The 18,364-nt window shown below is 59.3% G+C and carries 16 protein-coding genes; 8 read left to right on the top strand and 8 right to left on the bottom strand.

What is annotated here, in order from left to right:
• Nucleotides 1-173 precede the first annotated feature (173 nt).
• Nucleotides 174-1,652, top strand: a complete 1,479-nt coding sequence (locus LOC68_RS04705; protein ID WP_230216273.1) for a PcfJ domain-containing protein — start codon at nt 174-176, stop codon at nt 1,650-1,652.
• 55 nt (nt 1,653-1,707) lie between these two features.
• Here LOC68_RS04705 and LOC68_RS04700 read toward each other — a convergent pair whose 3' ends face one another.
• On the bottom strand, nt 1,708-2,754 hold the full coding sequence (locus LOC68_RS04700; protein ID WP_255671134.1) for a type II secretion system F family protein: 1,047 nt from the start codon (nt 2,752-2,754) through the stop codon (nt 1,708-1,710).
• A 159-nt stretch (nt 2,755-2,913) separates the two neighbouring features.
• Here LOC68_RS04700 and LOC68_RS04695 point away from each other — a divergent pair, with 159 nt between their 5' ends.
• From LOC68_RS04695 to purQ, 3 genes are read left to right on the top strand one after another with little or no spacing between them, the layout of a single operon-like run.
• On the top strand, nt 2,914-3,756 hold the full coding sequence (locus tag LOC68_RS04695) for a prephenate dehydrogenase (RefSeq protein ID WP_230216270.1): 843 nt from the start codon (nt 2,914-2,916) through the stop codon (nt 3,754-3,756).
• Nucleotides 3,737-6,661 (top strand): phosphoribosylformylglycinamidine synthase subunit PurL, encoded by a 2,925-nt coding sequence (gene purL / locus LOC68_RS04690; protein ID WP_230216268.1) that lies wholly within the window; start codon nt 3,737-3,739, stop codon nt 6,659-6,661. The genes LOC68_RS04695 and purL overlap by 20 nt, the downstream gene beginning before the upstream one ends.
• 57 nt (nt 6,662-6,718) lie before the next feature.
• Nucleotides 6,719-7,492, top strand: a complete 774-nt coding sequence (purQ, locus tag LOC68_RS04685; RefSeq protein ID WP_230216266.1) for a phosphoribosylformylglycinamidine synthase I — start codon at nt 6,719-6,721, stop codon at nt 7,490-7,492.
• A 54-nt stretch (nt 7,493-7,546) separates the two neighbouring features.
• Here the strand turns inward: purQ and LOC68_RS04680 are convergent, their stop codons facing one another.
• The gene (locus LOC68_RS04680) at nt 7,547-8,086 is read right to left on the bottom strand and encodes a GNAT family N-acetyltransferase (RefSeq protein ID WP_230216264.1); all 540 of its coding nucleotides are present in this window, start codon (nt 8,084-8,086) and stop codon (nt 7,547-7,549) included.
• A gap of 222 nt (nt 8,087-8,308) precedes the next feature.
• Here LOC68_RS04680 and LOC68_RS04675 point away from each other — a divergent pair, with 222 nt between their 5' ends.
• Complete coding sequence (locus tag LOC68_RS04675) at nt 8,309-9,061, top strand: DUF2071 domain-containing protein (RefSeq protein ID WP_230216263.1); 753 nt, start codon at nt 8,309-8,311, stop codon at nt 9,059-9,061.
• A 383-nt stretch (nt 9,062-9,444) separates the two neighbouring features.
• On the opposite strand, the gene LOC68_RS04670 is transcribed toward LOC68_RS04675, so the two are convergent.
• Both LOC68_RS04670 and LOC68_RS04665 read right to left on the bottom strand, forming a co-directional pair.
• A complete protein-coding gene (locus tag LOC68_RS04670; RefSeq protein WP_230216261.1) occupies nt 9,445-10,164 on the bottom strand; it encodes a methyltransferase family protein in 720 nt (239 codons plus the stop codon).
• 2 nt (nt 10,165-10,166) lie between these two features.
• The gene (locus LOC68_RS04665) at nt 10,167-10,487 is read right to left on the bottom strand and encodes a cupin domain-containing protein (RefSeq protein ID WP_230216259.1); all 321 of its coding nucleotides are present in this window, start codon (nt 10,485-10,487) and stop codon (nt 10,167-10,169) included.
• Nucleotides 10,488-11,135: 648 nt separating this feature from the next.
• Between LOC68_RS04665 and LOC68_RS04660 the strand changes: the two genes are divergently transcribed.
• Nucleotides 11,136-11,897 (top strand): tetratricopeptide repeat protein, encoded by a 762-nt coding sequence (locus LOC68_RS04660; RefSeq protein ID WP_230216257.1) that lies wholly within the window; start codon nt 11,136-11,138, stop codon nt 11,895-11,897.
• Nucleotides 11,898-11,949: 52 nt separating this feature from the next.
• Nucleotides 11,950-12,675: a tetratricopeptide repeat protein gene (locus LOC68_RS04655; RefSeq protein ID WP_230216256.1), complete on the top strand. Its 726-nt coding sequence runs from the start codon at nt 11,950-11,952 to the stop codon at nt 12,673-12,675.
• Between the two features lie 125 nt (nt 12,676-12,800).
• Here LOC68_RS04655 and LOC68_RS04650 read toward each other — a convergent pair whose 3' ends face one another.
• The 3 genes from LOC68_RS04650 to LOC68_RS04640 all read right to left on the bottom strand — a co-directional run bounded on the left by LOC68_RS04650 (nt 12,801) and on the right by LOC68_RS04640 (nt 15,300).
• Nucleotides 12,801-14,171, bottom strand: a complete 1,371-nt coding sequence (locus LOC68_RS04650) for an L-serine ammonia-lyase (protein WP_230216255.1) — start codon at nt 14,169-14,171, stop codon at nt 12,801-12,803.
• Between the two features lie 177 nt (nt 14,172-14,348).
• Complete coding sequence (locus LOC68_RS04645) at nt 14,349-14,777, bottom strand: hypothetical protein (protein ID WP_230216253.1); 429 nt, start codon at nt 14,775-14,777, stop codon at nt 14,349-14,351.
• 82 nt (nt 14,778-14,859) lie between these two features.
• Nucleotides 14,860-15,300: a thiol-disulfide oxidoreductase DCC family protein gene (locus LOC68_RS04640; protein ID WP_230216251.1), complete on the bottom strand. Its 441-nt coding sequence runs from the start codon at nt 15,298-15,300 to the stop codon at nt 14,860-14,862.
• 232 nt (nt 15,301-15,532) lie between these two features.
• Here LOC68_RS04640 and LOC68_RS04635 point away from each other — a divergent pair, with 232 nt between their 5' ends.
• The gene (locus tag LOC68_RS04635) at nt 15,533-17,197 is read left to right on the top strand and encodes a hypothetical protein (RefSeq protein WP_230216249.1); all 1,665 of its coding nucleotides are present in this window, start codon (nt 15,533-15,535) and stop codon (nt 17,195-17,197) included.
• 89 nt (nt 17,198-17,286) lie between these two features.
• Here LOC68_RS04635 and LOC68_RS04630 read toward each other — a convergent pair whose 3' ends face one another.
• Entirely contained in the window at nt 17,287-18,339 is a 1,053-nt protein-coding gene (locus LOC68_RS04630) for a M42 family metallopeptidase (protein WP_230216247.1), read from the bottom strand.
• Between the last annotated feature and the right edge of the window lie 25 nt (nt 18,340-18,364).

Raw genomic sequence — 18,364 nt, 5'->3', positions numbered from 1 at the left:
AGATCGTTTGCGGCGAAGGCGCGAACCACCCCCTTTAGCATGTGTCTCCCTAGTTCCACATTCTTGGACTCTTTCCGAAAGCGAGCCGACGTGACCCTGATTTCCGGTAGCTCCGAACTCTTATCCGTGTCCCAGCGAAACTGCAGAGATCCCATGCGCACGAGTGATCCATCATGGCGAACAAACAAAAACGGAAACAATCGATTGATAACGATCGCTACTTTCGCGATCACCTGACGCGGCTGGGCCTGGATACGGTCGAGCAATATCGCGCCTGGTGCGCGGACAACGGCTTTTCGGACAAGCTCCGCAAAACCGAGCATCAACGTCATCTGGAGGGGGCGCATGCCGATCGCATGCGGGCTCACCGCCGACTTCTCTGTAAGAAGCGGGACGCGCGTCGTCAGGCCGAACGCTTGCTGGCGATCGCTCGCGGCGAAATCGACGCCCGCCAAGTCTCGGATCCGGCCCAACAACGTTTCGCCGAATCGGTCCGACAAACGCGCTGCAAGCAGGAGCCGTTGGCCGAGTTGCTGAAGCATTTGCTACGACAACGGGCCAGCTTTTTGGATGGCGCCCCGTTCTATCAGGACGATGGACGGATCGATGGCAACTCGGCGCTCGAAGCGCTGCCGCTGCTGGCAACCTTCTCAGACCAATGGGTTCGTCCGCTGGATGACTGGGCGCCGACATCACGGAGCGGGCGGAAGCAATTCCTTTCGCTGCTGCATCACTTGCTGGTGCGCTACGGCGACATGCCGGCGTTCTTCCATCGGGTCTGGTTCGCCGGTCATGGTACGGAAGCGGCCCGCCAACGGCGCTGGTACGTACGGGTCGGCGCTGGCGAGAACTTCCGCCAGTGCGATGCGCCGATTCCTTTCACCAAAAGGATGGCGCATTACTTTTTGACCGCCCCGGACGACGCTTCGGTCAACGAGGCGATTCGCTGGGGACAAGTTCTGGGACTGGGTGGAAACGCCCGCTTGGCCAAAGCGATCCTGAGAACGCGGCTCACCGGGACGTTCGCGCATGACCAGTTTTGGACGACGGTGATTCAGTGGTTGATTCGCAATCCGCTGAACGACCTGACGCAAGTCGGTCCGATCATCGACTACATCCATTTCCAACGGTTTCAGGTCGCGTATTACTACCTGGACGGCGATCGGAACGAAGCCGGCCCTGCGCGGCAGCCGAACTTCACGATGAAAGGGCGGTCGCCGAAGTCGCTGTTGCGGGAAGTGAATCGCTGGCATGTGCGACTCGAATGCAATTCGGCGTTCGACGTCCCCAGTTGGAAGCCAAGCGGCTATCCGCCGTTTGACGTTCTCAAGATGTCGAAGAGCGGGACTGAGCAACTCTGGTCGATCCGCGAGATCTGTTCGGCGAAAGAACTGGTCGCCGAGGGTCGCAAGATGCATCACTGCGTCGCCACGTACGCTTGGACCTGCTCGCGGGGAGAGCGCTCGATTTGGCGGATGGAAGTCGAGTCGAGCGGCTTGCACGAGAAAGCGTTGACGTTGGAAGTCGACGTCGCGACGCGCACCATCGTGCAGGCCCGCGGCAAATGGAATCGCCTGGCGACCGACGCGGAACGGGCCGTGCTGCGCGAGTGGGGCGCAACGGCCGGTTTGAAGCTCGGCAAATATGCGTAGTTGAAGTGCGGTAGGCAGGGACATTTTCCTGCCTACCGTTTTTTTAAAGACGTTCCTACTTCAGTCCTTCCAGCGCTTCGTTCATCGGGCCCAAGTAGGCGGTGAAGAAGATGCGGAAGATCAGTGCGATGATCAGCCCCGCTACCATCATCCAGACCAGGAAGCCGGCGAGGATCGCCAAGGTGTTAAGGGCCGCTTTGGCGCGGGCCTGGTAGTCGGCGGAAAGCTTTTCCATCATTTCGGAAAGCTTGCCGGTGATCTCGCCGGTATAGATGGCGTCGAGAAATTCTTCTGGAAAGACGCCGGTATGGCGGAGCGCGCCGCCGATATCTTCGCCAGCCAAGATTTCTTTATCGACTTGTTCGATGTAGTGCGTGTAGTAGTCGCTATTGGTCGACTCGAGCCCGAGCCGGACCGCACGCCGTGCATCGAGACCGCCGCCGGTCGTCAGCGCGAGCGTCCAGGCCATTTGCGACAGGGCGATCGTCTTCAGCGGGCTGCCGACGACGGGGATGCTCATCACGATTCGTCCGATCGGCAGGAAATCGAGTTGTCCGCGGCTGTAGAACATCCAGACCAGCCATGCGCAGAAGAGCAGGCCGCCGACTCCCGCAAAGTAAAGGATTACCCCCTTGGTTCCGACCAGCCCAAGCCCCAGGATGTCGATCGGCTTGCCGGTCAAATCGCCCAGGAAACCCATCAGGCCGATCACGAAGCCGATGAAGAGGACCGCAAAGATGAACTGAATCATCGGCCAGGCGATCCCGGCCAGAAACGCGCGGCGGAGTTGGAGCCGATGTTCGTACCGGTCCGAGAGTTCCCGCAGAATCCGATCGAGATGTCCAGTTTCGTCCCCCAAGCGGACCATTTCCCGAAAAACGTGGGGAAAGTAGTCGCCGGTTCGCTTCAGCGCGTCCCCCAGGGTCGCTCCCTGCTGAATCCCATCGTTGATCTCCTCCATGACGCGCCGATGCGGTCCCCGGGCCCGATCGACTTCGCGCCGCCAGATGGTGCGGTCATCCACACCGGCTTCCAATTGCGTTCCCACGCGTTGGCAAAGCTGGACAAGGGGGTTGAGTCCGATGCGTGGGGAAAAAAACATGCCATCTCGCGATCTAAGGGAGTCGGAAGAGTACCCTCCCAAGATACCTGGGGAAATCATGAAAGGGAGCGCCTGGCCCCTCCGCCCAAGTCCCCGGATTTTGTTAAACTAACCGATTCCCAGATTCAGCCAATTACGACTAACACCCCCGTTGCCCCCATGCCCCAATGGAACCAAGCCACGATCGTAGGAGTCGGCCTGATCGGCGGTTCGATCGGCCTGGCGATGCGAGCCCGCGGCTTGGCGAAAACGATTGTCGGGGTCGGACGGAATAAAGAAAGTTTGGCGGACGCGCTGAAGGTCGGCGCGATCGACATCGCGGCGACCGACATCGCCGAAGGGGTCAAAGAGGCCGAACTGGTGGTGGTCTGCGCTCCGGTCGACAAGATCGTCCACTTGGTGCAGGAAGTTGATCGCCACTGCCAGCCGGGGACCATCGTGACCGACGCCGGCAGCACCAAAGGGGAAATCGCCGCGGCGCTGAGCAAAGGTTTGCAGAACGCCCGGTTCGTAGGCGGTCATCCCTTGGCCGGCGGCGCGAAAGCTGGCCCCAAACATGCCGACGCCTGCCTGTATGTCGGACGGACGGTGGTGCTGACGCCAACGGCCAAGACCGATCAAGAAGCCGCGGCAGCGGTCGAAGATTTATGGACGTCCCTCGGCGCGACGGTCGTCTTGATGAAACCGAAAGAACATGACGAGGCGTTGGCCTTCACCAGCCATCTGCCTCACTGGGCCGCAGCGGCGATCGCCGCGACGACCCCCGAGAAGTGGTTGCCCCTGACCGCAACCGGCTGGTACGACACGACGCGGATCGCCGGCGGCGACGCTGCGTTGTGGCGACAGATATTTACCTCGAATCGAGGCCACGTCTTGAAGGCGCTGGACAAGTTTGAGAAAGTGCTGGCGGCTTTGCGTGAAGCTCTCGAAACCGAGAATGACGCTAAGCTCGAAAAACTCCTAAACGACGGAAAAAATCGCCGTGACGCTGTGGGAAATTGACATCTATCCGTCCGCTGCCGAGCGCGACGCTGCCGCTGATTCGCTGATCGCCGCTGCGGCCGATCTGGGCCTGGCGTCCGATCTGCACGTCGCCGCCGCGCGCGGGTTTCTGATTCAGGCCGACTTCAATCGCGAGTACGTCGAGCTCCTCTCCGATCAACTGCTGTGCGACACGGTGGTCGAAACGGCGAAGATCGACGAAGCCGGCGCCGACTCGCTGTCGAAGTCGCCGAAAGCGGAATTGTCGCAATTGGTCTACGTCTTGCCGAAGCCCGGCGTGATGGACCCGGTCGCCCAAAGCACGATGACGGCGATCGCCGACTTCGGCCAATCGGCCGCGGCGGTTCGCACGTTCCGCAAATATTGGCTGCCGGCGCTGCCGAAAGCCCAATTCGAAAAGCTGTGCGGCAAGCTGCTGGCCAACGACGCGATCGAACAAGTCATCATCGGGCCGATTCCGTTCGAGCAGCTTTCGTTCGGCAAGCCGTACGAGTTCGCCCTGAAGACGACGCCGATTCGCAAGCTCGACGACGCCGGGCTGGCGAAGCTGAGCAAAGATGGCCAGCTCTATCTGACGCTGGTCGAAATGCAGACGATCCAGAAGTACTTCGTCGAATTGGGCCGCGACCCGACCGACATCGAATTGGAATCGGTCGCCCAGACCTGGAGCGAACACTGCAGCCACAAGACCTTGGCCGGCCGCATCGCCTACAAAGACGAAAAGGGAGAACGCCGCTTCAACAACATGTTGAAGGAGACGATCTTCGCCGCGACCCAGGAAATCCGCAAATCGCTGGGCGATAAGGACTGGTGCGTCAGCGTGTTCCAAGACAACGCCGGCATCGTCCGCTTTGACGAAGAGCACAATGTCGTCTTCAAGGTCGAGACCCACAACCACCCGTCGGCGCTGGAACCTTACGGCGGCGCCAACACCGGCATCGGCGGCGTCGTCCGCGATCCGATGGGGACCGGCATGGGCGCCAAGCCGATCTGCAACACCGACGTCTTCTGCTTCGCTCCGCCGGATGTCGATCCCGAAACGCTGCCGCCGGGCGTACTGCATCCGCGCCGCGTGATGAACGGCGTCGTCAGCGGCGTCCGCGACTACGGCAACCGGATGGGGATTCCGACCGTCAACGGCGCCGTCTACTTCGACGAGCGTTACCTTGGTAACCCGCTCGTTTACTGCGGCAACGTCGGCCTGATCCCGCAGCAATACTCGTTCAAAGAACCGAAGCCGAACGACTTGATCGTCGCCCTCGGCGGACGGACCGGTCGCGACGGCATCCATGGCGCGACGTTCAGCTCGGCCGAACTGACCAGCGAGAGCGAATCGCTCTCCGGCGGCGCCGTGCAGATCGGCAACGCGATCACCGAGAAGATGGTGCTCGACGTCCTGCTCGAAGCTCGCGATCGCGGGCTCTTTAATGCGGTGACCGACTGCGGCGCCGGTGGGTTCTCCAGTGCGGTCGGCGAAATGGGGGAAAAGATCGGCGCCGACGTCTGGCTCGATCGGGCTCCACTGAAATACGACGGTCTCTCCTACACCGAAATCTGGATCAGCGAAGCGCAGGAACGAATGATCCTGGCCGTTCCGGACAACAAGTGGGACGAGCTGGAAGAGCTGTGCAGCAGCGAAGGGGTCGAAGCGACCATCATCGGCCGCTACGTTCCGACCGGACGCCTGAAGTTGTTCTACTACAACGAGCAGGTCGGCGACCTCGACATGAAGTTCCTGCACGACGGGCGTCCGCCGGTCGTCCGCGAAGCGACCTACAAGCCGCTGCCGGTCAAAGAACTGAAGCTGCCGGCCGCGAAGAGCTGCGATTTCGCCGCCGATCTAAAGCAAATCCTCGGCTCGCTCAACGTAGCGAGCAAGCACTGGATCATCCGCCAGTACGATCACGAAGTTCAGGGGGGCAGCGCCATCAAACCGCTGGTCGGCGTGCTGAACGATGGTCCCGGCGACGCTTCGGTCGTTCGCCCGGTTCTGACTTCGCATCGCGGCGTGGTCGTCTCGTGCGGCATGAACCCGCGCTACGGCGACTTCGACACCTACGACATGGCGACCAGCGCCATCGACGAAGCATTGCGCAACTGCGTCGCCGTCGGCGCCGACCCGTCGCAAATCGCGATCCTCGACAACTTCTGCTGGGGCTATACCGATCGTCCCGAAACGCTCGGCTCGCTCGTCCGTTCGGCGATTGCGTGCTACGACATGGCGATCGCGCTCGGCACGCCGTTCATCTCCGGCAAAGACAGCTTGAACAACGAGTTCAGCTACTTCAACGAAGATGGCGAAAAGCAGACGATCTCGATTCCGCCGTCGCTGCTGATCAGCGCCCTGGGCCAGGTCGACGACGTCCGCCGCTGCGTGACGATGGACCTGAAGCAAGCCGGCAGCAAGCTGTACGTGGTCGGCAAGACCTTCAACGAGTTGGGCGGTTCGCACTGGGCCCTGATCCACGATCAGAAAGATGGCGCCGCGCCAAAGGTCAACCCGGCCGTCGCCAAAGCGACCTTCAATTCGCTCCACAAGGCGATTCACGGCGGCCTGGTTCGTGCGTGTCACGACCTGTCGGAAGGGGGCTTGGCGGTCGCGCTCGCCGAAATGGCGTTCGCCGGCGGTCTGGGCGCCGAAGTCTCGCTCGACGCGATGCCGCATGACGAAGCGGCCAAGCACGCGGTCAGCTTGCTCTTCAGCGAATCGAACACCCGCTTCCTGGTCGAAGTCCCGGCTGATCACGAAAAGCAGTTCCAGTCGCTCATGGCCGGCGTTCCGCACGCCGCAATCGGTACGGTCGTCGCCGAACCGACGGTCACGATCTCGCACGACAAGACGACGCTCGTTGCGGCGAAGCTCGACCAGCTGAAGCAAGCCTGGTTGTCGCCGCTCGATTGGTAGACGACCCGATTATCTCAATTCCCGTTTGCAGCACCTTTCAAGAAAAAGTAACCGACGATGGCGACTCCCAAGGCCTTGATCCTGCGAGCCCCCGGCACCAATTGCGATCGCGAAACGGCGTTTGCGTTTCAGCTTGCCGGCGGCCAGGCCGAGCGCGTTCACCTGAACCGCTTGCTCGATCAGCCGAGCCTGGCCGAAGGCTTTCAGATTCTCTGCCTGCCCGGCGGATTCAGCTACGGCGACGATATCGCCGCCGGCCGCATCGTCGGTAGCCAGATTCGTCATCACCTGGATGACGTGCTGCGTGAGTTCATCGACGCCGGCAAGCTGGTCCTGGGGATCTGCAACGGCTTCCAGATCTTGCTGAAGTCCGGGATCCTGCTTCCTGACTCCGACGACGGCCACCCGCCGGCGACCTTGGCCTGGAACGAGTCGCAGCGGTTCGTCGATCGCTGGGTTCACCTGAAGACCTTCGGCGACAAGTGCGTCTTCCTCAAAGACATTGAAAAGATGTACCTACCGGTCGCGCATGCCGAAGGACGCTTTGCCGCTCGCGACGCCGCGATGCTGAAGTCGCTCGAAACGGCCGGGCAACTGGCTCTCCGCTACACCAACGCCGCCGGCGGAGAAGCGGCCTTCCCCGATTGCCCGAACGGCGCCCAACTGGGAGTCGCCGGAGCCTGCGACGCAACCGGCCGCGTCTTCGGCCTGATGCCGCATCCCGAACGTCACCTCGATCCGACGCATCACCCGCGCTGGACGCGCGGCGAAGCGGGGGAAGTGGGAGATGGTTTGAAGATCTTCCAGAACGCGGTGCAGTACTTCGCGTAGAGGCGATCGGTTCTGCGCGAACGTGCAAATCTTGCCGCCGCATCGCATTGGCTTCTAGATGCGGTTCGCAGCCTTGCGATAAAGGACATGGCGGCGGAGATGTGACTCACCCGGCAAACTCGGATGATCAAAGTCGCCAGTCGGATCGCGGGTCATGCCGATTCGTTCCATGACGCGACGAGAACGCCAATTGGACTCGGTCGTGAACGAGACGATTTCGCCAAGTCCGAGTTCGCCGAAACCAAACGCGAGGACGGCCGCCGCCCCTTCTGTCGCATACCCTTTTCGCCAGAATGGCGTTCCCAGACGCCAACCAATTTCAACGCAGGGAGTGAAGTCGGCTTGGAACTTCGGCTCTGCTAGTCCAATGAATCCCGCGAATAAACCTGTTTCGCGCACCTCGACGGCCCACAGCCCCCAGCCGTACTGATCTAGGTGCCTCTGCATTCGCATGGCCATCGCGTCACTTTCGACCCTGCTTAACAGCGCCGGGAAGAATTCCATGACCAGGGGATCGGCATTGAGTTCCGCGAAGTGCGCCAGGTCGGCGTCATTCCACCCCCTGAGAACCAGGCGTTCCGTCTGCAAGATCATTCGCGACGACTACTCGATTTGGTTTTGACACGTTCAGAATTGGGCAATTCTCATGAGCCTAGCAGGTTCTCGTTTGGGTGACATCCTGTTTTATCGATCGACTCTCGAATCAACAAAAACGAACCGTCCGGTTGAATCTGGTGGTTCATCAGAAACTTCTCGCTCCCACCTGTTACCGCCGGGGCGAAGTTTGCGGTTATCTACTTCAGGGGAGCACGAACTATGCGAATTCCAACCATCACCGGCACGATCGACCGTCGAATCTTGGTCAATTATCGCGTCGATCCCGACACGCTCGCCAAGCTCCTTCCGTCCCCGTTTCGACCGAAGCTGGTCCACGGCTTCGGCATGGCCGGGATTTGTCTGATTCGCCTGAAGAACATTGTGCCGCGACCATTGCCCGGCTTTCTGGGCATCTCTTCCGAAAATGCCGCCCATCGATTTGCGGTCGAATGGGATCAAAACGGGCAAACGCACCAAGGGGTCTACATTCCGCGACGAGACACCTCGTCTCGGCTAAACGCTTTCGCGGGAGGCAGACTGTTTCCTGGCGTTCATCATCACGCACGGTTCCGAGTTGACGAGCAGGAAGAACGCTACCGTCTTGATCTCGACAGCGACGATCAAAAAACGCACGTCGCGGTCCAAGCTTCGATTGCCGCGGAGTTGCCGACCAACTCCATATTTTCTTCGCTACAGGAGGCGTCGGACTTTTTTGAATCCGGCTGTGTTGGTTACTCGGATGCGGCCCAAACCAACGAGTACGACGGACTGGAACTTCGATCCTTCAATTGGGAAGTCCAACCACTGAAAATCGAGCGGGTCGAATCGAGCTATTTTGAGGATCAAAACCTCTTTCCAATGGGATCGATCGAGCTTGATTCGGCGCTGTTAATGCGAGGCATCCAACACGAATGGATTGGGAGAGAATCGCTCAAATCGGACCCGGCCGTTGATTGCATGACGTTACCCTAAGCGACGCGGGGGAAGTGAGGACGGTTTGAAGATCTTCCAGAACGCGGTGCAGCACTTCGCGTAGAGACGCGGTTCTGAAAACGTTCAAATCCTGCCACCTCGACTATCTTTCAAGACAAGCCCTTTGGCCAACAGGCCGAAGGGCTTTCTTATTTCTAACCACTGGTTTACGTCATCAAGCGTGCAGTTCAAACAGAGGATTTCAAGGATTCGACGTTACTGGTGCTGACTCCACAACTCGAATCTGAAGACGCAATTTAGCGAATCGTCTCGGCGGCACACTTCTGGAGAATCTGCCGCTCAGAAGAGGTCGACATCGTGCTGCCACGAGAAGCGACTCGTGGCGATGAACACCCTATTGTCTCGTCGTGCGTTCTTTCTCGTTACCAGACGCCCGGAATCTGCTTGTACCGGACTCTCTGAGCGTATTCTTTGTACCCGGTCAATTCATCCTGCAAAGTTTGGTCCTCCCACTCGGTCCGTACGATCAACACGATTGAGGCAACACCCGCAGGAATCAAAGCCCACAAAGACCCTAACGATAGTGCCACGCCAATTGCAGTGAAAATCGCCCCGACATAGCCGGGATGACGAATGATGGCATAGGGGCCTTTGTCGATCACCGTATGCCCGCGGTCTGTCTGAATCCGCACGGTGATTTCAAAGAACTTGTTCACTCCCTCGGCCCAAGTGACGATTCCACACCCCGCAAGCAGCACAGCGTAGCCGATGCCGCAAACCCACCAAGGAACCGGGAACCAGTGGTACCGGCTCTCATCCAAAGCCGCAACGGGTACGGCAGCCAAGGTCGTCGTAACGTAAAGCCAGAGCAGAATCTTGTCCCAAGGTTTTGTTCCTTTGTGGATGCGTCTTCTGGCAACGATGACTTCGGGATTCACACGCTGAAGAATCAGCGACCCCACCAAAATGATGCCCAATAGAACGAGGATGAACAGCCAGCCTTTCGGCCACGTCCATGTTCCTGCGGGAAGAAACATGAACAGGGCGAAGAATACAGGCAGGCAGGCTAGTCGCAGAATCAGTTGCCGGCGGTTGATTCCTTGTGGCGATTGATCTGGGGTTGATGTTTGATTTGTCGGCATCGCTACTTCTTCATCAACGTCAGCGACATCACCACAGGCGTTTGGGCTTTGACGCTGTGCGGCGTTTTGGCAGCCATCTGAATCCATGTGCCCGACTTGCCTACCACGGTCTCCTCGTTGACCGTCAGTGAAGCTTCACCCTTGATGATCTGGATAATCGCTGGCAGTGGAGCAACGTGTTCAGCGAGTCCGTCACCAGCGGCGAAGGCGAACAATACAACTTTTGTAATGGCATCGTCGGCGAGCACGATGCTCTGCTTGCCGGACTCGGGCGGCTGGAGTTCGTCGGCGAGTTGCCGGATTTGGAAATCTTCAGTGGTCATGGTTCACTCGTTTTCGTCGTCGTCGCCGGGCAGGGAACGTGCAGTTGTTTCAGTATTCGAGATCATCCAGCCGTAGTGGAGTAGCAAACGTAGGTCCGTCGTCCTTTTTGACGTAACTTGAGCCGGCTTTCGCCAGAACCTTGATGTTGCCGCTGCAGGCTTGAAACGCGGCATTCCATTTTATGAGTTCTCTCTAGCAGACAATTGCGTCGGCGAAATCGAGCCGATTGAACCGCCAATCGACGGCCCATCGGAGGGAAAAGAAACTTCCGATCCCCATTCCGAATCCGCTCCTGGATTGCTCTCTCGCCCCTACAACCCGCCACAGAAGAACTAACGGATTGAGGCCCTAGCCCTCCTCGATTCCGTCGAGATCGATTCAAGCACTGACGTACTGAGAAGATACGTCGAACCATAAATCCGCTGGTAAATCTGTTGACGCGACAAAAGACCCCTGCTACCATTGTCGCTATTGAGACTCACTATCATTTCAGCTGCCAGCCTGCTCGGTTTTTACGACTGAGAGCCAGCCCTGCTGGAAGGACCGTCCGATTCGCCGATTGCGGCGAACTTGGTTGGCTCGACGCGGACGCCGGTTGGTTACCGACCGGTCGTTGCGACCGCTGGCTTCGGCACGAAAGGGAGAGAATGGTCGATTATTACGCGCTTGCTGCGGATCGGTTTCGCCAGGGACGAAGCGGTCAGGCACTGCATGTGCTTGGCCGAATTCGGGACCAGTGGGATGCCGATGGTCGCTGCTGGGAGTTAGCCGGGCAGATTCATTTCGACCTGGGCGACTTGTCGGCGGCCGCCGCAGCGCTCGAAATCGCCGCGATTCTCCTTCCTCTCTCGGCGGCGGCTCAGTGCCGTCTGGCCGAATGTTACCTCCGCACGCAGCGTCCGGATCTGGCGGCCTGCATCTACCGGCATCTGGCGACGATCGAGAATCTCGATGAGGCGGATGCGGTCGATACGGTGCGCGGCTTACTGCGGGTCGACGCGATTGGAGAAGGAGTGGAGCTTGGACTTTTGACGCTCCGCCGTTTTCGGGAAAACCATCGGCTGCTGATGTTGGTCGCCGACGGCCTGGAACGATCGGGACTTGGTCCCCAAGCGGCGCTCCCGATGTTGCTGCAGGCCGAACGTCTGCAGCCGAAGAATCTCCACTACAAGATCGCGGTGATCAAGCGGTTGGTCGAAGCGGGGCGGCGTCTGGACGCCGTTCGCCGGTTGCGAGTCATCGAGGTCGAGTCGCTCGACTGCGTCGCTTCGCTGCAACGGTTACGACTGCTGTTGGCGGCTTGCGGCGAAGAGGAGCGAGCCGAAGCGTGTCATGCCCGCTTGGCGCAGATCGAATACGAGACGGTTTCGTCGTACCGACCGAGCGACGAAGAGGATGGCGACGACTAAGTCGCACGCCCCTTCGCGCTTGCCAACTGAATCGCTTGGAGGGATTTCTGAGATGCAAGATCGCTTACAACGCGCCGTGGCGTGCTACAGCCGGGGTCTGTTGCCCGAGGCGCTTCGTCATGTCGAAGCGGCGCTCGCCGACGGAGACGTCGCCGCCGATGCGCTCGAGTTGAAAGGGGTGATCCTGCAAATGCAGGGAGAACACCACTTGGCGCTAAGACCTCTGCTCGAAGCCCAAAAGCTGCAGCCTCTTTCGATGGCGGCGCAGCTGGCGATCGCCGAATGCTATTGCGAGTCGGGCGACATCGAAGAAGCGCGTGAGATCTATTACGCATTGGCCGAGCGTTACGACTTTCCGACGTCCCTCCTCTCGTCGCTGGCCGAAGGACTTGGCCGTTTGCAAGAGTTTGAGCTGGCGAAGCGAGTCTGCGAAACGGCCGTTCGCCGAAATCCGGAGAGTCATTCCGCCCTGTACGGCGTCGTCTTCTACATGACGCGAGCCGGGGAACCTGCGGAAAAGTCGATCCCGCTGGTCGAACGCTTGATCGACCTGGCGCCGCGTATCTTTCGCTATCGAATTTCGCTGGCGACCCTCTACTGCATCTTGGAAGAATGGGAGAAAGCGTACCTGGCGATCGCCGACGCGACGACCAAAGAGCTCTATTCGGTCGACTGCACCTGCTGCATTGCACGGCTGGTCGGGCTGTTTGAGAAATTCGGCGACCAGGAACGATCCGCCTTTTGCCGACGCCGGCTCTTAGAAATCGCTAGTGAGTAGCGCCTGGCGCCATGCACTCTTGCCGCGTCTTCGCGGAATGAGCATGTCTTCGTCCTGATTTTACGCATTAAAGACATGCTTACCCGGCGAAGACGCCGTGAAAGCATGGCGCCAGTGGATCGCGCCTAGCACTCGGTCCAGTTGACCGCCAAACCGCCGCGGGACGTTTCTTTGTACTTCTTCGACATGTCGGCGCCGGTGCGGCGCATGACGTTGATGACGCGGTCGAGCGACACGTGATGCGTGCCGTCGCCGCGCAGTGCAAGTCGCGACGCGTTGATCGCTTTGGTGGCGCCCATCGCGTTCCGTTCGATGCAGGGAGCTTGCACCAGGCCGCCGATCGGATCGCAGGTCAGACCGAGATTGTGCTCCATCCCGATTTCAGCCGCTTGTTCGACCTGCTGCGGCGTTCCGCCCAACACTTCGGTCAGCGCGGCGGCCGCCATCGAACAGGCGACGCCGACTTCTCCCTGGCATCCAACTTCGGCGCCGGAGATCGACGCGTTCTTCTTGTAAAGAACCGCGATCGCGCCGGCGGTCAGCAGGAAGCGGATGATGCCGTCTTCATTGGCCTGCGGGCAAAAGCGGGCATAGTAGTGAAGCACCGCCGGGATAATGCCGGCCGCGCCATTGGTCGGCGCGGTGACGACTCGGCCGCCGGCCGCGTTCTCTTCGTTGACCGCCATCGCGAAGGCGTTGACCCAGTCGAGGACCGACAGCGGATCGTTCGCGCCGCCGTAGCGCTTCATCAGCTCCTTGGTGATCGCGTGGGCGCGGCGTTTGATTTTCAATCCGCCGGGAAGGACGCCGTCGGTCGACAGGCCTTTCTCGACGCAGGCCTGCATCGCTTCCCAGATCTTCTTTAGCCCCTCGCGAACTTCCGCTTCGCTCCGAAGCGACTTTTCGTTCTCCAGCATGATGCCGCTGAACGGCAGACCGGTTTCTTGCGAGATGCGGAGGAGATCGGCCGCCTTTTCAAATGGGTAGGGGAACTTCACCGCGTCGGGCTGCGGGCCTTTCGCCAGCTCTTCTTCCGAAACGACGAAACCGCCGCCGATCGAGTAATAGGCGGTCTCCTGCAGGATGGCGCCGGCGGCGTCATACGCGGTGAATTTCAGCCCGTTGGGATGGGCCGGCAGCGATTTACGGCGATGGAACAGTAGGTCAGTTTCGCAGTCGAACGGGATCTCGCGTTGGCCAGCCAGGTTCAGTTTGCTGGTTGATTCGATCCGCTCGGCGGTCGGGACGATCGACTCGGGGTCGACCGCTTCGGGGGTTTCCCCTTCCAGTCCGACCAGGACCGCTTTGTCGGTACCGTGCCCGATGCCGGTCAAAGCCAGCGAGCCGTACAGTTCGGCCTGAACGCGGGCCACTTTTTCCATTTGGCCGGCGGCGGCGAGATCGGCCAGAAAGCGATGCGCGGCCCGCATCGGCCCGACCGAGTGAGAACTCGAGGGTCCAATTCCAATCGTGAATAGCTCGAAGACGCTGATCATAATCGCCCGACTCGCTTCCGCTGGTAATTGTACGCGTCCGCTTCCCCGAAAAAAGGAATCGGCGCATTGCGTACCAATCTGACGGAAGAAGGGGGGCGTTGAACAGGAGGACCAGCGAAAGTCTCGAAAATTCGCGCCAAGTCCGGCGAAAATAAACAATCCGAGAAAAACGACAAATTACTCGTCTTTATTGCTGCCGTCTTCCAGCGCTTTCCGGCGTTTGGCGTCGCTCAGGCGCTGCTTCATGCCGGCGACCTTCTTGATCTGCTTCTGCTTCTTGAGCGAATCGAGCATGTCCGGCAGCGGCGTGAAATCGTCTTCGATCGACGTCGTCTTGTAGTACTTGTCTTCGAGCTTGTCGATCTTTTCGAGGGCCGCATTGCGGGCGCTGTTGAGCGACGTGAAGCCGGTCATGAACTCGCGGAGGCACGATTCGTGACCTACCAGCTGTACGCTGTACACATGGCGACGGACGGTGGTTCCAGAAAGCCGGCGCTGAATGGTCATCTGCCAGGCGCCATGGTTTTCGACCAGGGCCAGTTCAGTTCCCATGCGATGAGCACGCACCGGCAGATCGTCATGATCGCGCGAGCGAAAATCGAACATTGAGTCGGCTCCTTGACTGCCCCGTCCTTGGATCGAAACGATCAGTTATTCGGATTAGATCGGTGCTGGCAACTTCGGTGATCTAGTCGAAATGTATCTTGCAGGAGTCCCCGTCGCATTGATTCCGCCCAAATCTGTACCGAATTCGTGCAAATTGCCGGTAGAAGAAGGCCCAGATAGGCAGACTGTAGGGAATATGCAGGAGCGGCGCCAAGATCCATAAGGGTGGCAGCTTGCGGGTCAGGTACCGAAATGCGGCCGCCCCGGCGTGACGCGTTCCGTTGGGCTCGACGACCAGCATTTCTTCCATCAGCTGGTCATGCGTCAGATCGGCGGCATACTGCGAAACGGCCGGATCATGCAGCGAAAGGTAGGAAAGTCGTCCCTTTCCCCCCAAAAAGTCGATCCAGCGAACGCTGCGGGTGCAAAAGCGGCAATGTCCGTCGTAGATCAAGACGTCGCGATCCGGGGCTTCGCTGGGGCTGGCCAGCGGGCGTTCCGCTTTTTTGTCGGTAGCTAACATTCCCGGATCACTTCTGAATTTGGAGGAAACAAACCTCTCTGCTGGGGAGTCTAACTTACAGCTGGAAACTACCCAAGCTAAGAACTGCGACCGGCGCGGCTCCGCAACGATTTTTCCCCATTTGTGTGGATAAATCGGGGGGAATTTCGGTACACTTCTTAGATGGGGCTTTTTCGCACGAATTACCAAGAAACGCCCCTTTTCTTCCGTTTCTCCCGTAAAGGTCAGAACGATGGACAAGTTGCATCAGCAAGTTGGCGCCGCACGTTGGCGACTGAACGCCCAGCAATTTCTGGAGCGGCTCGTCTGGTCGTTGTTGTTCGCCTATCTCGCGGCGGCGATCGCGCTGGCCGTGCCGAAGATCTGGCCGATCGGCGTCGACGGAGAAGTCTGGAAGTGGAGTTGGCTCGCCGGCGCCGCGGTCGTTGGGCTGCTGAGCGCGATGATCTGGACCTACGTCGTCCGTCGCAACTCGCTGGAAGCGGCGATCGAAATTGACCTCCGTTATGGCCTGCGGGAACGAGTTTCCAGCTCGCTCTCGCTCGACCAGGAAGAATTGGATTCGGAGTTTGGCCAGGCGCTCCTCTCGGACGCCGTCCGCCGAGTCGAACGAATCGACGTTCGCGAAAAGTTCCCGATCCACACTTCGTGGAAAGGTCTGCTGCCGGTTCTGGTGGCGGCGGTCGCGTTTATGGTCGCGATCTTCGTCCCTGACGCGCAGCCTGATCCAACTGCCGGTCAGGCGATCGCCAGCAACATCGATCAGGAAAAGAAGATCGTCAAAACGACGACTGAAGAGCTGAAAAAGAAGTTGGAAGAACGCCGTAAAGAAGCGGAAGAAAAAGGACTGACCGAAGCGTCGGAGCTGTTCAAGAAGCTGGAAGAAGGGACCGAAAAGATCGCCAAGAAGAAAGATGGCGATCAGAAGAAGACCTTGCTCGAGCTGAACGACCTGGCCCAGGCGCTCAAAGATAAAGTCAAAGAGCTCGGCATGTCCGAGGCGCTGAAAGACAAACTTGAAGCGCTGAAGAATCTCTCGAAAGGTCCGGCCGACAAGATCGCCGACGCCCTTAAAGATGGCGACCTGAAAAAGGCGATCGAAGAGATGAAGAAGCTGCAGCAGAAGATGGCCAACGGCGAGCTCTCGAAAGAAGAGCAGCAACAGCTCGGTCAGCAGCTGCAGGAAATGGCCGACAAGATGAAGCAGATGGCCGAGGCTGAAGCGCAAGCGAAAGAAGATCTGAAGAAGCAGATCGAACAGGCCAAGGCGGCCGGCGATCAAGAAGCGGCCAACAAGCTGCAAAAGCAGCTCGACCAAATGGAAATGCAGAGCGAACAGACGCAACGCATGAACCAGATGGCCCAGCAATTGGGCGAAGCGGCCGAACAAATGCAGGCCGGCAACATGCAGGAAGCGCAGCAGCAGCTAAGCCAGATGCAGCAACAGTTGGAAGATCTGCAAGGTCAGATGGACCAGCTCGAGATGATGGACGAAGCGATGGACCAGATGATGGCCGCCAAAGAGTCGATGTGCAAAGCCTGCCAAGGTGGCGAAGGGATGGACGGCATGGGTCAAATGGGCCAGATGGGCATGGGCCAAGGCCAGAAGCCCGGCAACGGCATGGGCGAAGGCCAAGGCCGCGGCGATCGTCCGGAAGAAGAAACCGACACCGGCTTCTATGACTCGCAAGTTCGCGCCGATCCCAAGAAGGGGAAAGGGGTGATCGTCGACTATATCGACGGCAAGAACATGGCCGGCAAAACGTTGATCGAAATCAAAGAAGCGATGTCGGCCGGCTCGTCCGACGACGCCGACGCGATCGTCGAAAAACGACTATCACGCGATCACGAGAAGAACGCCCAGCAATACTTCGACCTGATTCGAGACGGCGAATAACGCCGGTTCGATGCGGTTTGCGTAAACAGAGAGGGCGTCCCGTTTGGGACGCCCTGCTCTGTTTCTTGCGATCTTTCGGGTGCCGTTGACTACGGACGGAAGTCGTGGTCGGCGTCGATCATCTCGGCGAAGCGAGCCAGCAGCGTCGCGGCGTTGTCGAGATCTTCCAGCGAGATCACTTCCACCGCGCTGTGCATGTAGCGATTCGGAATCGAAACGCAGCCGGCCGCAACGCCCGCTTGCGACATTTGCAGCGCGTTGGAATCGTTGGAAGCCGGTTTGCCGAGCGCCGCCAGTTGATACGGAATCTTGTACGACTCGGCCGCTTCGACCAGCAGGTCGACCACCTTCGGGTTCATGTTCGGACCGCGGAAGATCACCGGGCCTTTGCCGAGGGTGATTTCCCCCAGTTGGCGTTTGTCGATCGTCGGGCAGTCGGTCGCATGGAACACGTCGACGCCGATGCCAACTTGCGGGTTGATGCCGTGAGCGCTCGTCTTGGCGCCGCGGAGACCGATTTCTTCCTGGACGGTCGAAACGCTGTAGAGGGCGCAGTTCAGCTTGCCGGCGCGACGGAGGGCTTCGAGCACGACCCAGAGACCGGTCGTGTTGTCCATCTTCGGTGCGTTGGCCAGGCCGTTTCGCATTTCTTCAAAGCCAAGCTTCAACGTCACCGGATCGCCAATCCGGACCAACTCTTTCGCTTCGGCCTGATCTTTGGCGCCAATGTCGAGCCAGAGGTCTTTCGTCTGGACGACCGTCTTTCGTTCTTCGTCGGTCAGCAAGTGAATCGGCTTGCGGGCGATCACCGCCGGAACCGGACCGGTCGACGTCCAGATTACCATCCGCTGACCGATCAACTGCTGTGGATCCCAACCGCCGATCGTCTGGGCGTAGATAAAACCGAGCTCATCGATCTGCGAGACGAGCATCCCGATCTGATCGCAGTGCCCGGCATACATCACCCGCAGGGGGGCCGACGTATTCTTGGCGCCGATCACGTTTCCGTGGAGGTCGGTCTCGACCGAGTCGGCGATCGGCTTCAGATAGGAGCGAACCAGATCCTGGACCGGTTTTTCATAACCAGAGGGACTGGGAGTATCGAGCAAACGCTTAAAGAATTCGAGCGGCGCAGATTCCATGGCGTCCTTTGCAGACAAAAAACGA

Origin of the sequence: Blastopirellula sediminis (assembly GCF_020966755.1) — a bacterium.
Classification (GTDB): Bacteria; Planctomycetota; Planctomycetia; order Pirellulales; family Pirellulaceae; genus Blastopirellula; species Blastopirellula sediminis.
Note: the sequence above shows the minus strand (reverse complement) of the source record. Positions and strands in the feature narration are given on the sequence as shown.

What these genes read in the sequence shown, in the direction of transcription:
- LOC68_RS04705 (WP_230216273.1), top strand. Translation starts at nt 174, where the DNA reads ATGGCGAACAAACAAAAACGGAAACAATCGATTGATAACGATCGCTAC.
- LOC68_RS04700 (WP_255671134.1), bottom strand. Translation starts at nt 2,754, where the DNA reads ATGTTTTTTTCCCCACGCATCGGACTCAACCCCCTTGTCCAGCTTTGC.
- LOC68_RS04695 (WP_230216270.1), top strand. Translation starts at nt 2,914, where the DNA reads ATGCCCCAATGGAACCAAGCCACGATCGTAGGAGTCGGCCTGATCGGC.
- purQ (WP_230216266.1), top strand. Translation starts at nt 6,719, where the DNA reads ATGGCGACTCCCAAGGCCTTGATCCTGCGAGCCCCCGGCACCAATTGC.
- LOC68_RS04680 (WP_230216264.1), bottom strand. Translation starts at nt 8,086, where the DNA reads ATGATCTTGCAGACGGAACGCCTGGTTCTCAGGGGGTGGAATGACGCC.
- LOC68_RS04675 (WP_230216263.1), top strand. Translation starts at nt 8,309, where the DNA reads ATGCGAATTCCAACCATCACCGGCACGATCGACCGTCGAATCTTGGTC.
- LOC68_RS04670 (WP_230216261.1), bottom strand. Translation starts at nt 10,164, where the DNA reads ATGCCGACAAATCAAACATCAACCCCAGATCAATCGCCACAAGGAATC.
- LOC68_RS04665 (WP_230216259.1), bottom strand. Translation starts at nt 10,487, where the DNA reads ATGACCACTGAAGATTTCCAAATCCGGCAACTCGCCGACGAACTCCAG.
- LOC68_RS04660 (WP_230216257.1), top strand. Translation starts at nt 11,136, where the DNA reads ATGGTCGATTATTACGCGCTTGCTGCGGATCGGTTTCGCCAGGGACGA.
- LOC68_RS04655 (WP_230216256.1), top strand. Translation starts at nt 11,950, where the DNA reads ATGCAAGATCGCTTACAACGCGCCGTGGCGTGCTACAGCCGGGGTCTG.
- LOC68_RS04650 (WP_230216255.1), bottom strand. Translation starts at nt 14,171, where the DNA reads ATGATCAGCGTCTTCGAGCTATTCACGATTGGAATTGGACCCTCGAGT.
- LOC68_RS04645 (WP_230216253.1), bottom strand. Translation starts at nt 14,777, where the DNA reads ATGTTCGATTTTCGCTCGCGCGATCATGACGATCTGCCGGTGCGTGCT.
- LOC68_RS04640 (WP_230216251.1), bottom strand. Translation starts at nt 15,300, where the DNA reads ATGTTAGCTACCGACAAAAAAGCGGAACGCCCGCTGGCCAGCCCCAGC.
- LOC68_RS04635 (WP_230216249.1), top strand. Translation starts at nt 15,533, where the DNA reads ATGGACAAGTTGCATCAGCAAGTTGGCGCCGCACGTTGGCGACTGAAC.
- LOC68_RS04630 (WP_230216247.1), bottom strand. Translation starts at nt 18,339, where the DNA reads ATGGAATCTGCGCCGCTCGAATTCTTTAAGCGTTTGCTCGATACTCCC.